General features: G+C 44.2%; 14 protein-coding genes. 8 read left to right on the plus strand and 6 right to left on the minus strand.

Translation table 11 applies throughout. The annotated features are described in order from the left end of the window. Positions 1-356: 356 nt before the first annotated feature. Positions 357-1,865, minus strand: coding sequence for a transposase (locus tag QUB61_RS23340; protein ID WP_333190128.1), 1,509 nt, complete (start codon positions 1,863-1,865; stop codon positions 357-359). On the opposite strand from QUB61_RS23340, the gene tnpA reads away from it, so the two are divergent. After that, positions 1,864-2,277, plus strand: a complete 414-nt coding sequence (tnpA, locus tag QUB61_RS23345; protein WP_333132409.1) for an IS200/IS605 family transposase — start codon at positions 1,864-1,866, stop codon at positions 2,275-2,277. The genes QUB61_RS23340 and tnpA overlap by 2 nt on opposite strands. 184 nt (positions 2,278-2,461) lie before the next feature. Then, the gene (locus QUB61_RS23350; RefSeq protein WP_333132422.1) at positions 2,462-2,887 is read left to right on the plus strand and encodes a DUF2358 domain-containing protein; all 426 of its coding nucleotides are present in this window, start codon (positions 2,462-2,464) and stop codon (positions 2,885-2,887) included. Positions 2,888-3,041: 154 nt separating this feature from the next. On the opposite strand, the gene QUB61_RS23355 is transcribed toward QUB61_RS23350, so the two are convergent. After that, positions 3,042-4,214, minus strand: a complete 1,173-nt coding sequence (locus QUB61_RS23355; protein ID WP_333132410.1) for an RNA-guided endonuclease TnpB family protein — start codon at positions 4,212-4,214, stop codon at positions 3,042-3,044. A gap of 142 nt (positions 4,215-4,356) precedes the next feature. Between QUB61_RS23355 and QUB61_RS23360 the strand changes: the two genes are divergently transcribed. Beyond that, positions 4,357-4,770 (plus strand): fasciclin domain-containing protein, encoded by a 414-nt coding sequence (locus QUB61_RS23360; protein WP_333132411.1) that lies wholly within the window; start codon positions 4,357-4,359, stop codon positions 4,768-4,770. A 188-nt stretch (positions 4,771-4,958) separates the two neighbouring features. Here QUB61_RS23360 and QUB61_RS23365 read toward each other — a convergent pair whose 3' ends face one another. Continuing rightward, positions 4,959-6,425: a glycoside hydrolase family 13 protein gene (locus QUB61_RS23365; protein ID WP_333132412.1), complete on the minus strand. Its 1,467-nt coding sequence runs from the start codon at positions 6,423-6,425 to the stop codon at positions 4,959-4,961. A 763-nt stretch (positions 6,426-7,188) separates the two neighbouring features. Between QUB61_RS23365 and QUB61_RS23370 the strand changes: the two genes are divergently transcribed. Continuing rightward, positions 7,189-8,478 carry a glucose-1-phosphate adenylyltransferase gene (locus QUB61_RS23370; protein ID WP_333132413.1) on the plus strand — a complete coding sequence of 430 codons (1,290 nt, stop codon included), beginning with the start codon at positions 7,189-7,191 and terminating at the stop codon, positions 8,476-8,478. A 244-nt stretch (positions 8,479-8,722) separates the two neighbouring features. Here QUB61_RS23370 and QUB61_RS23375 read toward each other — a convergent pair whose 3' ends face one another. Next, positions 8,723-8,926 (minus strand): hypothetical protein, encoded by a 204-nt coding sequence (locus QUB61_RS23375; protein ID WP_333132414.1) that lies wholly within the window; start codon positions 8,924-8,926, stop codon positions 8,723-8,725. A gap of 291 nt (positions 8,927-9,217) precedes the next feature. Here QUB61_RS23375 and QUB61_RS23380 point away from each other — a divergent pair, with 291 nt between their 5' ends. Continuing rightward, positions 9,218-9,370 carry a hypothetical protein gene (locus tag QUB61_RS23380; RefSeq protein ID WP_333132415.1) on the plus strand — a complete coding sequence of 51 codons (153 nt, stop codon included), beginning with the start codon at positions 9,218-9,220 and terminating at the stop codon, positions 9,368-9,370. Positions 9,371-9,801: 431 nt separating this feature from the next. Further along, the gene (locus tag QUB61_RS23385; RefSeq protein WP_333132416.1) at positions 9,802-10,812 is read left to right on the plus strand and encodes a J domain-containing protein; all 1,011 of its coding nucleotides are present in this window, start codon (positions 9,802-9,804) and stop codon (positions 10,810-10,812) included. Between the two features lie 268 nt (positions 10,813-11,080). On the opposite strand, the gene QUB61_RS23390 is transcribed toward QUB61_RS23385, so the two are convergent. Then, positions 11,081-11,356, minus strand: coding sequence for a DUF1816 domain-containing protein (locus QUB61_RS23390; protein ID WP_333132417.1), 276 nt, complete (start codon positions 11,354-11,356; stop codon positions 11,081-11,083). A gap of 550 nt (positions 11,357-11,906) precedes the next feature. Between QUB61_RS23390 and QUB61_RS23395 the strand changes: the two genes are divergently transcribed. Together QUB61_RS23395 and QUB61_RS23400 are read left to right on the plus strand one after the other, a co-directional pair. Beyond that, complete coding sequence (locus QUB61_RS23395) at positions 11,907-12,098, plus strand: hypothetical protein (protein ID WP_333132418.1); 192 nt, start codon at positions 11,907-11,909, stop codon at positions 12,096-12,098. 405 nt (positions 12,099-12,503) lie between these two features. Beyond that, a complete protein-coding gene (locus QUB61_RS23400) occupies positions 12,504-13,253 on the plus strand; it encodes a hypothetical protein (protein ID WP_333132419.1) in 750 nt (249 codons plus the stop codon). A 962-nt stretch (positions 13,254-14,215) separates the two neighbouring features. On the opposite strand, the gene QUB61_RS23405 is transcribed toward QUB61_RS23400, so the two are convergent. Then, positions 14,216-15,649 carry a tyrosine-type recombinase/integrase gene (locus QUB61_RS23405; RefSeq protein WP_333132420.1) on the minus strand — a complete coding sequence of 478 codons (1,434 nt, stop codon included), beginning with the start codon at positions 15,647-15,649 and terminating at the stop codon, positions 14,216-14,218. Positions 15,650-15,941: the final 292 nt, after the last annotated feature.

A 15,941-nucleotide genomic window follows, 5' to 3' on the forward strand; every position in this document is an offset into this window, starting at 1 on the left:
CCAAGAGTTATTTCTTTGTTTATTTGGCTGCCTTATGTTTGGACTTATCTTTCTACCAGTGACACAGAGGGCTATCTCAGAGTGAGATCGAGAGCGAATCCCATTCACACTTCTGAGGAACTATCCAGCTTTACTATAGAGAACGCCATGCAAGATAGCAGCAAAATTAGTATACAACATTACAATAGAACAAAACAATGTTGCTTCGCTTTTATTTATTGGTCAAAATTCATCCCCACCTTTGAGAAGGATGGGAAATTCTTTGGACACTCAGTTAAAATCAAAGCTGGATGAAGGATCGACTTGTCGATCCGCCCACTGGCGATCGAGATTATTCATGTGAACGAACCTGACAGTCAAGGTCGTACCGTTAGACCGCAGGCTTCTTTTTCCTTTTTTGCAAAGGCTTTTTTGAGTGACGAAGTTCCCCCGCCACCTTCATGACTTAGACCAATCTTCTTTATAAGTTTGGCTGAGTTTTCATCTCGATCCAAAGATTCTCCGCATTGACAGGAATGCCATCGCTCCGACAATTCTTTCGGTACTTTATTGAGGCAATTCCAACAGTGTTGAGAAGTTCCCTTGGGCTCTATAAATAAAACGCTTTTACCTAATTTCCAAGCAACATATTTGAGAACAGCAGCGAATTGACCATGAGCAGCATCAAGTATTGATTTATTCAAGCCACTTTTAGCAGCTTGACCATTTGGCAAGTAAACCAAGTTACCATTGTCAATATCGGTCTTAACCTTGGCACGTCTGGTTAAATTTTTGAGCCTCAAATCTTCGACTATTAAAGCATCACATTTACCAAACAGTTCCTGTGCTGTTTTAAATTGAAAATCCAGCCTCGCTCTGGCTACAAATTGGTGAAGTTTAGAAATCTTACTCCTGATAATTTGCCAAGGCTTAGAATCTTTAACTCTCTTAGCTAGTTTCGATTGAAGTCTTGCTAATTTCTCAGCAGATTTCCTCAACAACCTGGGATTTTCGATTCTTTCGCCAGTGGACGTATAGACATAATTGGTGATTCCCAAATCAATGCCGAGACTGTTTTCTTCGGTCGGTTGAATTTCTACAACCGTTACTGGGACTGTTTTATCTTCTAGCATTAGGGAAATATACCACCCATCTGCTTCTCTAATAATTGTTCCAGTCTTAACCTTGAAACCTGGCGGTATTGAGCGATGGAATACCATTGGTACTTGACCTATTTTTGCAAGGTCAATACAAATTCTATTTTGCTCATCCTTGATAATATCGAGATTATCTAATTGAGGGTAAGTAAAAGATTTGTAGTAGTGGAAACCTTTGAATTTTGGTTGGCCTCTACGATTACCGTTTTTGTCCGGTGTTGTAAAATTCGAGAAAGAAGTTTCCACTCGGTTAACTACATCCTGCAAAACCTGAGAATCCAAGTTTTTGTAATCCGGAAATAGCTTCTTAGTGTTTTTTAAATCGGCTAACTGTATGGTTTGCCATTGCACATAACCGCCCTCAATGTTTGAGAAAATATCACCTTTCTTGGTCAGAGGATTACCCAATTCATCCTTTTTTCTGCCATCCCTAGTTTGTGTTCTAGTTAAGGGAATGTTTTGATAGATTTCCTCAACAGGGACTATAGATGCAGTCAAAGGACAAGCATTGATAGGTGTTCTTGTGGATTCCCACCATCTAAGTCTTTCGCCTAGTCGATAGTTGTACTGCCTACGACAGAGTTCTAGGTGTTTTACGATGGTTGTTGATTGGGCTTTTGTGGGCTTGAGGCGGTATTTATACGTTAACTGCATCAGAAACTTCCTTTTTTCGACCTTTGCACAGTATAGTCGGTGTACCTCTAAAATGCAACACCGACAAAAAAACATGAAAAACGACTTTGTGTCAAGCGCTCGCTCGGTTTCAGACCTCAAGGCTCATCTGGTTCTGTGTACCAAATATAGGCGTAAGGTGTTCAATGCCCAGATGTTGGACAGACTCAAGGAAATATTTGTCGATTTGAGTGAAAAATGGTCGTGTAAAGTTATAGAGTTTAATGGTGAAGAAGACCATATTCACTTGCTGTTTCAGTATTATCCGCAGATGGATTTGTCAAAATTTGTAAATAATATCAAGTCTGTGGCAAGCCGTCGGCTCAGGAGCGAATTTCCTGAAAGGGTGAATGAGTTTTATCGCAAGGAAGTTCTGTGGAGTAGTTCTTACTTTATTGCGTCTTGTGGAGGCGTCACTGTTTCAACACTTAGAAGGTATATTGAAAATCAAGATGCTCCCGAAGTCTAATTGTCGGTTTCCGTCCGCGACAACCGACGCTTCTGGACATCCCTGCGGTGATTTATTCGGGGTACTTCGCGCTAGCGCTCAGATGTATCCCCTTTAAATACACGCCTGGGACTTCCCGGCTGTTAGTTAAAGTTATAAATTAATACTGTCACAAGGTGGTAGCGTGAGCGCGCTCGAATATCAAATGCAGGTACAACAAGCAGTAGACACCCTGAAAGCGGATCTCCCGACGCTTTTTGAAAAAGACATCTCCTACGAGATATACACAAAAGGTGTCTATTTTCAAGATCCTGTTAACAAATTTAAAGGAAAAATCAACTATCGCATTATCTTTTGGACTTTGCGATTTCACGGGCAGCTATTCTTTAGCGAGATTCACTTCGACCTGCACGGCGTAAGTCAGACAGATCCTGATACTATTGTGGCAAATTGGACTGTTCGTGGCATCCTGCGGGTTCCCTGGAAAGCTCGGATTTTTTTTAACGGCTACTCTACTTATAAACTGGATAAAGACGGCTTAATTTACGAACATATCGACACCTGGGACAGAGCTCCCGGAGAGATTTTAAAGCAGTTTTTCCGCAAGGGGGAGGATGCGAGCCAAGGATAAGCCAAAAAGGTCGATCGCGCCGGACTATCTGGGCCGGCCACCAAACTAACTTATAATGGCTAAAATAATCATCATCCCTCCGATCCATTTTCTGCTATGTGTAAATTGCTAAATTGACATCTTCCCCGCCGTGAACGACGCGGATTCCTAAACCTCACGATTTAGGTTTCTGTTTCTTAGCAGTCGCCTTCACAGATTTACTCTGTTCAGGTCTTACACTCGCTCCGCAGACTGACACCGCAAGCCCTGCGGCCAAAATGTTTTTACTCGCGTTAATGTCACGGTCATGGTGAGTTCCGCACTCTGGACATTCCCATTCTCGAACACTTAACGGCAATTCAAGGGCAATATGCCCACAATTACTGCACCGCTTAGAACTAGGAAACCATCTATCTATCTCAATATAGGTTCTCCCATACCAACGGCATTTGTAAGCTAATTGACGGGTTACTTCTCCCCAACTTACATCTGATATAGCTAGCGCTAATTTGGGGTTTTTGACCAGGTTTTTAACCGCTAAATTCTCAACTACAATCGTTTGGTTTTCACGAACTAATGGAGTCGTTAGCTTATGTAAATGGTCTTTTCGGCTATCGGTTATTTGAGCGTGAACCTTAGCTACCTTAATTCTGGCTTTTTCTCGATTTTTTGACCCTTTCTGTTTTCGAGAAAGACTTTTTTGGACTTTACGCAATCTTCGGTAATGTTTCTTAAAGTGTTTAGGATTAGCGACTTTATCCCCGTCGCTAGTAATCATAAGACTACTAATTCCTAAGTCAATTCCTATCACTTTGTCGCTAACAGGTAAGGGTTTAATAGTTGGATCATCAAATCTAATTGAGATATGCCAACGTCCTGATGGATGTAATCTAACCGTTACCCTACTAGGTTCACAATATGAGGGTATTTGTCTTGACCATCGAATAGGTAAAGGGTCTAAACATTTAGCTAAATAAATTTGTCCGTTTTTAAATTTAAAAGCAGACTTAGTAAATTCTACACTTCCTCCTTGATGTTTTTTCTTAAAGTTAGGATACCTAGCCCTACCAGCAAAGAAATTAGTAAAAGCAGTTTGTAAATGTCTCAAGCCTTGCTGTAAAGGAACACAACTAACTTCATTTAAAAAGTCTAATTCTTCTTGTTTTTTCCAAGACGTTAACATGGAGGAAGTTTGACTGTATCCTATTCTTTCTTGCCTTTCGTACCATGCTTGAGTTCTTTCGTGGAGAGCTTTATTGTAAACCAATCTTACACAGCCGGCGGTACGCCGCAATAGCGACTCTTGTTCTGGCGTTGGGTAAAATCGGTAACTGTAAGCTTTTTCCATACCTGACATTTTAGCATATATTTTGTGAAAGGTTAAAATTCAATAGTAAAGCCGTCTTGGAAGGACGGGGTTTGGGACCCAAAATTTTCGATGATTGTCACCTCTGATTCAATTTCTGCTACTTGCACTCCTGAAAAACATCATGGCTGATATTGTCGAGACTGCCACCAATGCCGACTCTTTCAAAACACTCGTGACTGTTATTGAAGCGGCTGGTTTGTTAGATTTCTTGCAAAGTCCGGGCCCCTACACCGTCTTAGCACCAACTGACGAGGCATTTGCCAAAATTCCTACGAACACTATTGCATCTTGGCTGGAAGACATACCCAAGCTCAAGAAAATTCTGACCTATCACATTTTGTTTGGCGAGGTACTAACGGAGAACTTGCTTGAGTTAAGTTCTGCTGAAACAGTGGAAGGTTCTGTGGTGGGAATTGATACTTCAGACGGCATTAAAGTGAATGATGCTAAAGTTCTCACTCCCAATATTCTTGCCGACAATGGCGTCATTCATATCATTGATGCGGTGCTAATACCAGCATTAGTTGCAGCATAAAAAAACTTGTGTTTTCGCCGATCGATATCGGGTGCGCAAGGCGCACCTTACGCCTATAATAAATTTAGGATGGGCGGGGAAAATCACTGATAAATGTCGGGTGCGCACCTTACGCCGATAAATGTCGGGTGCGCACCTTACGCCGATAAATGTAGGTGTACCCAGAGTACATTACCCTACATTTTAAACTAATTATCCGAACCTAAAATCAACCCCGAGCGCGCCGGCAGGCTCAATTCTAAATGCCGAGTTTCCCCGTCACCTTTCCAAACAAACTCGCCTTTTCCATACAGCAATTTATCGTGAGTAGATGTCAAATTAGCTGGCTCAAAGCTAATATTAGCTGGTTCTGTCGAGACATTGACAGCAACAACTACTTCCTCATGCCCCAAAATTCGGGCAAAAACGTAAACTGCTCCCTCAGCAAACAGAATGTGGTAGGATCCCGTGCGGAGGGCAGCGTATTTGTGCCGCAAAGCTATCAACTGCTTGTGATAATCTAAAACATCAAGTTCCCACTGAGATTCTAAGGGAAAACCGCGGCGGGAATCGGGGTCTAGAGCACCGGGTAAACCAACTTCATCGCCGTAGTAAATGCTGGGAGCTCCAGGAAAAGTTAACAGCAGCAAAGTTGCAAGTTCGACGCTAGCTTTATCCCCTCTAGCAATTGTTAACAACCTAGCGGTATCGTGACTGGCCAACAAATTTAGTTGAGTTAGCTGTATCTGCCACGGATATAGGTCTAAAACCTGCTGAATTTGGGCGCCGTACTCTTTAGCAAAAAGCGCCGGATAGGGAAAGTAAGAACGGCCTTCAAGTTGAGCTAAATCTACCCTGTCGCCCGCTGCAAAAGCAATTGTCGGCGCAGCAAACAGATAATTCATTACGCCGTCAAATTGAGTACCGTCGAGCCATTCTCTCGCATCTTCCCAAACTTCGCCCACAATGTAAGCTTCGGGATTAACTGCCTTAACTCGTTCTCGAAATTCCTGCCAAAATCCCGGGCTTTTAATTTCAAAAGGAACGTCCAGCCGCCAGCCATCGACGCCGAACTTAATCCAATATTCGGCGATTTCCATGATGTATTCTCGCACTTCTGGATTGTCGTGATTGAATACAGGAAGGGCTCGATTCCCATCCCAACCAGCATAGTTAGCAGGAAAATTGCCGTCGTAGGCAGATAGCGGCCAGCCTTCTATTTTAAACCAATCCAACCAAGGAGAATGCGGGCCGTTTTCGAGGATGTCGTGAAAGAAGAAAAAGCCGCGGCTGGCGTGGTTGAATACGCCGTCGAGGACGATTTTGATGTTGCGGTCGTGGGCGGCGTCTAGAAGATCTTTAAAAGCTAGATTGCCGCCCAACATGGGATCGACTTGATAGTAGTCGTGGGTATGGTAGCGGTGATTGCTGGCCGACTGAAATATGGGGGTGAAGTAAATTGCGTTAATGCCTATGTCTTGCAAGTAATCTAGTTGTTCCATAACGCCCCACAAGTCCCCGCCTTTGTAGCCTTGCAAGGTGGGGATTTCGTGCCATTCTTCCCACATGAAGTTTTGCAGCAGGCGTTTGCGGGGCTGTTTGCTTTTGGCGAAGCGATCGGGGAATATTTGGTAGAATACCGCGTGTTTAACCCAGTCCGGCGTTTGAATTTGCATACACTTTTGCTAGCTTTTACGCCTTAGGCTACAGTAGCAGAGGTTTGTAGGGGATCTAGCTTTTGGTAGAGAACAGACATTTTATCCAATGTTGTCGATCGACCAATTGTAAAATATTACACAAATTTGCAGTCAATCTCAGATTGAAAACTGACTCTACCTAGAAATTTATCGTCCCGGCGGGCGGCGCTTCCTGACTGCTGTGGAGTCGGACAAACTCAGATAACAGGAACGCCAGCAAAAAGAACCGGAGCAAACTCAAGTAGAACCAGAGCGCGAGGAAGGGCCCAAACACAGCGTCAGCGGGCGCGGCGGTGCGATCGACCAGCCTGGAAAAAGAACCACACCGCGATGAGCCTGGATGAAGAAATTGCCAGAACGGGGAATTTACCCAAAAAACTTGTAATTAACACCCCAAACCCCGAACCTTATTCTTTTGTTAAACTGCCCTTATTTATTGAGGGGTATTTTAACTCACAACTCAAAACTTTTTCAAATATCCATTATTTATTGATGAGTATTTTAACTCACAACTCACAATTCCTAACTTTAGTCCCGGACGCACTCTAACTCTCATAAACCGGGTTTTTTAACTCTTATTCAGGGTGGGAAGAAGTATTTGGATTAAACAACCCGGTTTCTGGGTAAGCGACTCAACTCATACCTCAAAACTCAAAACTTCCTTGCTCCCCCCCCTTGTCAAGAAGCCCTCACCATCCGACACTGTACTTGGAGAGTTAATCGACCCTAGGGAGAAAGTTCCTTGAAAAAAGTCTTAGCCATCATCCTCGGTGGCGGTGTAGGCACCCGCCTTTACCCCCTAACCAAACTGCGAGCCAAACCCGCAGTTCCCCTCGCAGGCAAATATCGCCTCATCGATATTCCTGTCAGCAACTGCATCAACTCCGAAATAGTCAAAATCTACGTTCTCACCCAATTCAACTCGGCATCCCTCAACCGTCACATCTCTCGCACCTACCAGTTTTCCGGCTTCACCGAGGGATTTGTCGAGGTGCTCGCCGCCCAGCAAACTCAGGAAAACCCCAACTGGTTTCAAGGGACAGCCGACGCAGTTCGCCAATATCTCTCGCTGCTAGAACAGTGGGACGTTGATGAATACTTGATTCTTTCGGGCGATCACCTGTACCGCATGGACTACCAGAAGTTTGTGCAAAGACACCGCGAAACCAACGCCGATATCACCCTCTCGGTTTTGCCAATGGACGATAAGCGGGCCTCGGATTTTGGTTTGATGAAAATCGACGACAGCGGCCGCATTGTTTCTTTCAGCGAAAAGCCAAAAGGCGATGCGCTCAAACAAATGCAGGTGGATACTACTAAACTGGGACTGACAGCGCAGCAGGCTCAGGAAAGTCCTTACATTGCTTCGATGGGGATTTACGTCTTCAAAAGAGAAGTTCTGATTAAACTCCTGAAAGAATCTCCAAACCAAACTGATTTTGGTAAAGAGATAATTCCTAATTCTGCAAAAGACCACAACGTTCAAGCTTATTTGTTTGACGATTACTGGGAAGATATCGGAACCATTGAGGCTTTTTACGAGGCTAACTTGGCTCTGACAAAACAGCCTCAGCCGCCTTTCAGTTTCTACGATGAAAAGGCGCCGATTTACACTCGCCCGCGTTTCTTGCCGCCGACTAAGCTTTTAAATACTCAAGTGACTGAATCGATTATTGCTGAAGGCTGCATTCTCAAAGAGTGCCGCATCGACCATTCTGTATTGGGAGTTCGATCGCGCATTGAAGCTGGATGTACGATTCAAGACACTCTGGTCCTGGGTGCTGACTTCTACGAACCCGACGCCGAACGGCATTCGAGTTTGGACAGCGGTGGCGTCGCCCTCGGTATCGGTACAGATACTACAATTCGCCGCGCGATTGTGGATAAAAATGCCCGCATCGGCCGCAATGTTCAATTAATTAATAAAGACCGAGTGGAAGAAGCCAACCGCGAAAACCAAGGTTTTTACATCCGCAGCGGCATTATCGTAGTCCTGAAAAATGCCACGATTCCTGATGGAACTATCATTTAGTTATTAGTCATTAGTCATTAGTCGTCAGTCATTAGTTTTTTAAGTTAAAATCTGTTACCTGCTTTTCAAGTGACTGATGATAAATAACTAAATTAGTGACCGATCACCAATGACCGATGACTGATGATTGATGACGAAATAAATTATTTTTTTCGAGTTCATTATTAAGGGCAACCGCTGATGCGAGGTGGTCGAAATACTTCGCTTTATTAAAAACATTGCGCATTAATAAGGGCATCGCCCATTAATAAGGGATAGTCTCTGCTAGGGTCTGCGGTGATACAGATATGTTCGATCGCCTGCGTCTGGCGAATAGCTTCTGATGCTTGTATTTGCGATCGTAGCACGACTGACAAATGTGCTGCCCGTTTCTGAGTACAACACAACTCTCGGAACTATCCTTCCAATCGTCGCAGCAGCCGCAAGGCCAACTTAGCAAATAATTCATAATGTTAGCACTCTCGTAGCGTTAAAAGCTTATCGATCTACTATCCTATCTTAATTTTTTGAAAAGTGTGTGTTCTAGTTAACAGACACCCGAAATATTATGTTATATTAATTAAACTTAAATCTATGATGATACTGAAAAAATAAGATTATATAGTACCGCTCTGATGTGAGGGGAAAATATCTCGAAAGGTTGTGGAATAACTGCGGGCTTTAGGGTATAAGTAGGCCTGAATTCAGGCAGCAGATTCGACCATAGTTGCTGATGAGAACTGTCTAGGATTTGCATTGGGTGAAAAGCTCAGATCGAGAAGTTCGATCGCACCGCACACCGCAAAAAAAGAGCAAAAAAAGATCGATCGTCCGCGCCAGTCAACCCGGATTTGGCTCGAAAGAGCAACAGCAGCAGCTTTCCCGGGCTCGCCTCAACCGGGCAGCAGCCTAAAGCTCTCGCCGCCTCGTCCAAGCCCTCGGGCGCACAACTCCTCAAAACTAATCGTGGCAAGAGTTTCACCGTTTAAAAGCTCAAAGGTATAGCAACGGCCCTGACGGGTGAGGACGTTCTTAATTGATATCAAACCATTGTTTTTCTTGTCGAAGGCCAAAAGCATAAGAAAGCCGCCTGCTCCGGCGGCCTTGAGCACAAGAGAGCCGAATGCTATAAAATCTCAAACAGCAGCGGAGTGCGGAAATTGCGATCGAACGCCAAGCAACAACCGAACTCGATCGAGCGCAAACCTTTGATAACCTATAATTTGAATCAGATGCCGCAGGCACTTTTGCCCCTGGCATCAAGCTAATTCGCCATCCTGCTAATTTGGGATTTATTCTTTCTAACAACTAACAACTAACAACTAATAAAGAGAGGATTGCTTAATGGCTGCAACAGATTTTAAAGACTATTACGCTATTTTGGGACTCAACAAAACTGCCAGCTCTGACGAAATTAAAAAAACTTTTCGCAAACTAGCCCGGAAATATCACCCGGACATGAACCCCGGGAACAAAGAAGCCGAAGCTCGTTTTAAAGAAGTAAACGAAGCTTACGAAGTGCTCTCAGACCCAGAAAAACGGAAAAAATATGACCAATACGGTCAATACTGGAAGCAAGCTGCCACAACACCAGGCGGATGGCCAGGCGGGGGCGCTACGAATGTGGACTTTGGCGGGGTTGACTTCAGCGAGTACGGCAGTTTTGACGAATTTATCAATGCCTTGCTAGGCCGCGCAGGTAGCAGTGCGGGTAGTGGGCGCAACGGTAAGTGGAATTACAGCAACTACCGCACCAGCAGCGGCGGACCCACCGGTTTTGGCGGATTTGAAGATTTCGCGGGGTACGAAAACCGCAGCGCAGGAAGCTCTCTCGACACCGAAGTGGCGGTTTCCCTGACTCTGGGGGAAGCATTTCGGGGAACTTCCAAGCGAGTCGCCACGGGCGAAGTTTCGATTCCTGCAGGAGTGAAAACCGGCAGCAAAATTCGGATAAAAGGCAAAGGTCAAGTTGACCCGTACACGAAGCAGCAGGGAGATTTGTACCTAAAATTAGAAGTTTTGCCTCACTCTTTCTTCCAGTTTGAGGGAGAAAATTTGGTCTGCGAAGTGCCGATAACTCCCGACGAAGCGGTGTTGGGAGCTTCAATGGAAGTGCCGGCGCCTGAAGGTACGATCACTGTGAAAGTTCCAGCCGGGATTCGTTCGGGTCAGTCTTTGCGGTTGCGGGGCAAAGGATGGCCGAAACCGAAGAAAAACGAGCGGACTGATTTGTTGGTAAAAATTGCGATCGTGCCACCGAAAGAAATTAGCACTGTAGAACGCGAATGCTATGAAAAAATCAAGGCCAATCGCACTTTTAATCCCCGGAGCAATTTAAACCAAGCGCTACTTTGAAAAAACTTGCATTGCCCGTACCAAACAATATCAGAAGAGCGAATCATCCCTCGGGTTTAGGCGGGTTTACAAATATCCTGGAGCTGAAATCATCGATATTGGTGAACCCGCCTCCGAGCGGATTTAGCTTTATCAACCTATTCATAAGCTGTTGCGGCATTTAAATAGAATGTCAACAAACAATTCGGTGTCTTGTGGGGTGGGCCGTCTCGCCCGCCCTGAATATGCAATTTAAATGCGTGACAGCTTACTTGAGCATTCCACCTTCTCAAGACTCTTCGCTAGCTTTTAGCTGAGTAGGTTGGCTACCTTGTTTGAGGTTGATGGTAATTTTTTTAGCTCCTTTTTTCTCCAGGTCTCGGATGTAGCCGGTCGATCTGTCAGAAGCTTCCTGTCTGCTATCATAGGGCCCAAAGTAATAGGTACGCTTTGGCGAATCTGTATCAACTTCTACCCACCATTCGTCGCGTCGATTCCTGCTAGCAGGTTGAGCTAGCAGCCAAAAAGCCGTGAAAAACATACCCAACATAGAGATTTCAAACATATGTACCTCTGGGCAGATTTAAGTAGTTTTTACTGTTCTAAATTTATCAAGGCCACGGGAGCGATCGGCTCGTCCTCAGTGCTGATTCGATCCCGATAATTTTCGGCAGTTAATGGTGGCTAAAAGCTGCATTTTGGATGTTTTAACCTAAAATCAATACTTCCAGCCCTTCGCCTATTACTTTCTAGACACTTTCTAGTTAATTAACGTGTTTACGTCGTTTCAGACGTTGAGCTAGCTTACTTAAGAGGGTGTAAATTCTAGAAGATTTCTAGTCTAATTTTACTGACACCACACCGTCCGCTACTCCCAACTATCACCCCAAAGGTTTGAGGGGTTTTGGGAAGACTAACACCGTTTCCATAAGCGGTTAAACCAGGGTTGCATAAGCGGTTGCATAAAAAGTTGGGTAACTAGCTAAACGCTAGACAAGGCAAAGTAAGCAAATAAAATAAAAATCACCTGACACAAGTGAAATGACTAGAAATATAAATGACGCTAGCTTAGCCAACCTCAAACACTATGAGGGTAAGGCGATTCAAGTGATGAAGTGAAACAGTTAAAGGATGAGGTTGAACGGTTGCAGAACGAGTTAGGTAACTTGCGAAACCAAAGTGAACTACCAGAGGCTGCTGACCTATTGAACAGACTAAAAGCCAAAAGGAAGAAATTGACAGCCTCGCTTGCTGATGTAGAGGCACTTTTGAAGATGATTGAGGGTAAACCCCAAAAAGGGAATTAGGAAGCTGCGCCCCTTAAAACGGGGCTTTATTTTGGTTTCTAGTAAAACAGAGTATTTAAGAGTATTTGAGTGTATTTCTGGGCTTAGCGCCTAACACGGGCGGCTATTTGTGAAAAAAGAGCAAATATGACCGATTTTGAGGGTTGACGCGGGACACAAAATACTGCGATCGTGAGTAATTAAGGAAGATTGATGCGCGACTGACCAGCGTTATCACCGCTAGCCAAGTCACGACTTCCCCAAACCGTTGTCTCATAACGTTTGGAGCTAAACAAATATGACATAAAAACTGCCCGACATTTTGGGCTGACACAAACTTTTCAATTGAAACAACATAACCCCTAGGCGCGTGAACGCTTCGGGGTGTTTGCCTCCAGTTATTGTCCAACTCTTGGCTCTTTTATTATGTCACAAAAAAATGATTGTGCGGCACAACCGCAATTTTTAACGCGCGAATCGCTTTTTGATTCACGCGCGGCGCGAATTCACGTATTCGATAGCATCACCCACGATAAGGCATTTGAGATACTTTGTGAGGTAATGCCCGACGAATGTCAGTGGGCTAAGTATTTCGGCTTACGTGTCATGACGGTAAATGATGTAGCTGCTTATTACGGATTGAAGACTAAACACCTCAAGCATACAATCGGCTCGGACGGTCCCGTGTTGGGGGAGTTAATTGAAGGCGGTTTGTTGGTAATGCGGGATAAAGCTTTAGAGGGGGCTTGCTCGAAGCTAAATTTGCCACCAAGCAAAGAACTTTTACTGCTACCACCCCAAGCGGTTATTCGGCTGTGTCTGTTTTTGCCCGCACTTCCCGCTGTGGTGAGAACTTTTAATGCTCTTTGGGACTACATAGTAAGTAAAGGGCTGGATGAGTCTACCCTTTCGGACTGGGAAAGCACGGTTTATAGGTTCACCGCAATTCACTGCGACCGAATTGGGGCTGACCGAGAACTGGCAGCCCGCTTGAAAGCGGAAGCTAAAACCCTTAATTTATACCCCTATGTCCAACATTTTGGGGTACAGGACTGTCTCGAAAGTTGGTTTGCGCTGCTGGCACATAAAGGAGAGTTTCCGCCACCTCGCGGAAACTACTATATCAGGAAGCATCAGTGGGCTGACCGCATCTCCGACGTTTGTTTGAGAGAGTAAGTTTATTTTCTGGCTTAGCCGCCTAACACGGGCGGCTATTTGTGGAAAAAGACTTACTTGCTCCAGGCAGTGAGTCTTTTCTTTTATTCACTTCTGTCAGGTGATCGAGAATACTTAGTTGTAAAAGATAAACAATGGAAATCGAGACTACACCCTGGCACGAAACGAGAAGCCTTATCTCACCTCAAATTGAGATGCTCCAGGAAGACGGGATGATTCAGTACCGGGACTCATTCTTAAAAACCGAAAGTCCAAAAAACGCAACAGTCAAACCAAGATTTATAGCCTACAACGCGAACTACATCAAGTATTGCTTTCTTAAGGAGTTTTACCAACTTTTGTTTGATGACGCTAGACATGAGGTTTTTGAGAGTGAAGAGACTAAGCTGGCTACTCTGTTTACTGAAGTTATAGCTGACTTTGCCAAATACTGCCGAGAGTACCCCTCGGAGGAAAATGCACTCACTCTGTTCCGGGCATATTGTAAAGCTCGTTTGTTCAGGTCGTAAACTTCAGAATTTTGTATATTCCTCTGCTGGAACCCCATTAGGGTTAGGAATATTTTGCCGTAAAGTCATCGCGAGAAGAATTGTGTAACCCTAATGGGGTTTGACATAATTTTTTCCGCTACAAGAGCTGGTAACGAGGATGTCCGAACAGGCTGTTCCGCCTGCCGTATAAAATTTGGTTGGGTATTAATTTATCAAAGTTCTAAGTTCACCCGGTGTAACAGCCGGGTTTTTTGTTGTTAGGCGCCTAAAGACTTCCATTTTTACAAATAGCCGCCCGTGTTAGGCGGCTAAGCTAGAAAATACACTTGAAAGCAGAGATAAGCTTCCCTACTTTGATTCACACTATGCAGAGGATGTGAGTGAAGGTTTCCTTCTTCCGTGCCGGGCGATCGACAATAAAAAACCGCCCTTTTTAGGGGGCGGTCGGGTGTGAGTTTAAGGGTTAGGGGTTTAGACTTCTACCATCTCACTTGCTTCGCTTAAGCCCAAGTAGTGCCTGAGAATCACATCTACGCTGTTACCGCAAGAAGTAGCTATTAGTAGCAGAGCGTTATTATTGTGCTTATTGGCGTGTGCCGTGAGGGTAATGTAAGTGTGACGGGTGTGGTACTGGGGTAAGTAACCTGAGATTTTACCTTCATCAACCAGTTGCCGGACTATACCGGGATAGTAGTAGTTAGCTTTAGTACCATCTGCTAATTTTTTACAAAATCGTCTTCCTAGCCAGATATCCTTAATTGAAGTTGTTGAAATATGCCTGCCTTTCTGGCTAGGAAAAACAAGATTACTTGAACTTTCACTTTTTAACTTCAGTAACATTTCTTTTAGTCGAGAACCGTCACTAAAGTAAAAAAATCTCGCTTCGCCTGTTTTTGTGTCTTTTACTTTTTGGGTTGATGCACCCAGCGATTTACTAAAACGAATCAAATTTCTATCAAAATCGATATCCTTCCAAGTAAGAGGCAACGCCTCAGATGTACGGCAGCCCGTAAGAAAGTAAAACTCAAACAAACGTGCGTATTGACTAATCCCTCTGCGATCGGACTCGTAAAAAGCCTTAATAATGATGTCACGTTCCTCTTTAGTAAAAGCACGTCTATCATTTTCAAGGTCTTTCTCATCTAACACTTCATGCCATTCTTTTTCCTCTCCATTTACTATTTTGGAAGCGTACTTTTGCTGAGTAGTTACTTCGGGTGTACTGAACTTATCAAGAACAAAAGGGTTTTCAGTAGTCGGATTAACTAACATTCCCTTTGTTTTGCAAAACTCGAAACAACGGCTCAATTCAGCCAAAAAATAAGCTTTTTGAGATATCAGAAGAGAAGATAAAGAAAATACAATTTTGAGTTTTTCATCACATTTGAGCGTTGATAAATTCACTTCAGACTGTAAGTGGCTGTGACTAGGTTTGTCCCATATTTTGCCATTTATAACGTTGGTAAATTTTGTGAAAACTGCCTTAAAGGTAGTCTCCTCAACAACAGTCTTTTTCCACTCTAGGTAAGCTTCCCACATCTCCCCTACTGTGATTTCAGGTTCAGGTTGCTTAGCACCCGGCATCTGAAGCACATCAGCGAGTTTGGCATACTTGGCACTGCCAATACCGTATTTAGCAAGAGTAGGGTCAAACAACTTTTCCCATTCTGGGTGGTCGAGGTCGGCTTCGAGAGCGATCGCAATTTGTGACGCCCTCTTCCAGTCCTCTGGGTTGTCCTTATAGCCATATTTACCTATCCCTAGGCACTTAGCTTTACCGTTGAGCGCTTTGCCGTCCAACTGTTCCCACAGCGGGTTATGGCGCTTGGGGAAGCGCAAGGCAAGGGAGCCTTTGTCGGAGTACACGGTTACATCACAAGGTTGGGGACGTTTGTCAGCTCTCATGGTTGTTTCTCCTGAAACTATTGGTTTATCAAGGTTCTGGTTTTCTAGACTTTTTCTAGACTTTTGTTCTAGCTTACATTCCTAGGCTTAGCCGCCTAACACGGGCGGCTAAGTTTCAGAACAGCATAACATAGTTTTTTGTAAAATCTACATTTTGGTGGAGAATATGCCGACTTTTAAGCCACCAAAAGAAACACAAAGCCCGCAAGGTAAGGACTAGAGCGCCAGTCCAGTAAAAGAGCTTGACAAAAAGCAGGAAGTATGTTGTACAAAAAACTCACGGTGAGGCACT

The sequence above is a fragment of the Microcoleus sp. C2D2 genome, from assembly GCF_036702495.1.
In the GTDB taxonomy this organism is placed as follows: Bacteria; Cyanobacteriota; Cyanobacteriia; order Cyanobacteriales; family Microcoleaceae; genus Microcoleus.

Bases quoted from the DNA above. Each gene is read 5' to 3' on its own strand.
- QUB61_RS23400 (WP_333132419.1), top strand. From the start codon at position 12,504: ATGTCACAAAAAAATGATTGTGCGGCACAACCGCAATTTTTAACGCGC.
- QUB61_RS23375 (WP_333132414.1), bottom strand. From the start codon at position 8,926: ATGAATTATTTGCTAAGTTGGCCTTGCGGCTGCTGCGACGATTGGAAG.
- QUB61_RS23350 (WP_333132422.1), top strand. From the start codon at position 2,462: ATGCAGGTACAACAAGCAGTAGACACCCTGAAAGCGGATCTCCCGACG.
- QUB61_RS23340 (WP_333190128.1), bottom strand. From the start codon at position 1,865: ATGTTTTTTTGTCGGTGTTGCATTTTAGAGGTACACCGACTATACTGT.
- QUB61_RS23360 (WP_333132411.1), top strand. From the start codon at position 4,357: ATGGCTGATATTGTCGAGACTGCCACCAATGCCGACTCTTTCAAAACA.
- QUB61_RS23355 (WP_333132410.1), bottom strand. From the start codon at position 4,214: ATGGAAAAAGCTTACAGTTACCGATTTTACCCAACGCCAGAACAAGAG.
- QUB61_RS23385 (WP_333132416.1), top strand. From the start codon at position 9,802: ATGGCTGCAACAGATTTTAAAGACTATTACGCTATTTTGGGACTCAAC.
- QUB61_RS23390 (WP_333132417.1), bottom strand. From the start codon at position 11,356: ATGTTTGAAATCTCTATGTTGGGTATGTTTTTCACGGCTTTTTGGCTG.
- tnpA (WP_333132409.1), top strand. From the start codon at position 1,864: ATGAAAAACGACTTTGTGTCAAGCGCTCGCTCGGTTTCAGACCTCAAG.
- QUB61_RS23365 (WP_333132412.1), bottom strand. From the start codon at position 6,425: ATGCAAATTCAAACGCCGGACTGGGTTAAACACGCGGTATTCTACCAA.
- QUB61_RS23405 (WP_333132420.1), bottom strand. From the start codon at position 15,649: ATGAGAGCTGACAAACGTCCCCAACCTTGTGATGTAACCGTGTACTCC.